This window comes from Bradyrhizobium sp. Kon58, assembly GCF_055807455.1.
This window is the reverse complement of sequence record NZ_JBVVOT010000329.1, coordinates 1-299: the sequence shown is the minus strand read 5'-3', so window position 1 is coordinate 299 and position 299 is coordinate 1. Positions and strand designations below refer to the sequence as shown.

Genomic DNA, 299 nt, shown 5'->3' with positions numbered 1-299 from the left:
AACGACAGGCATTTTGTAGTCCCTTCAACTTGTCTATTTTTGAACACATCCAGGCCCTCCTCAGTGCACCGCTCGAAGGGAAATGATGTGCAATCGGTGACCACTCACCCTTCGAACTGGTGATAGACCTTGGCGATGATCTTCCAGCCACCGTCAATCTTGATCAGAGTCAGGTAGTCGTTGTAGTCGGCGCCGATGGCGTCCTTTTCCATATCGACACGCACCACAGCTGTCGTGGGGGTGATAGCCAGCACGTCGAGTCGGGTGGTGATTTCGGGGGCTTCGCCATTCTTCTCGAC

1 protein-coding gene is annotated in these 299 nt (G+C 53.8%); it reads right to left on the bottom strand.

Annotated elements, in window-relative coordinates; translation table 11 throughout:
- Positions 1-104: 104 nt before the first annotated feature.
- On the bottom strand, positions 105-299 hold a 195-nt coding region (locus tag AC0L20_RS40650; RefSeq protein WP_473295769.1), incomplete at its 5' end, for a nuclear transport factor 2 family protein.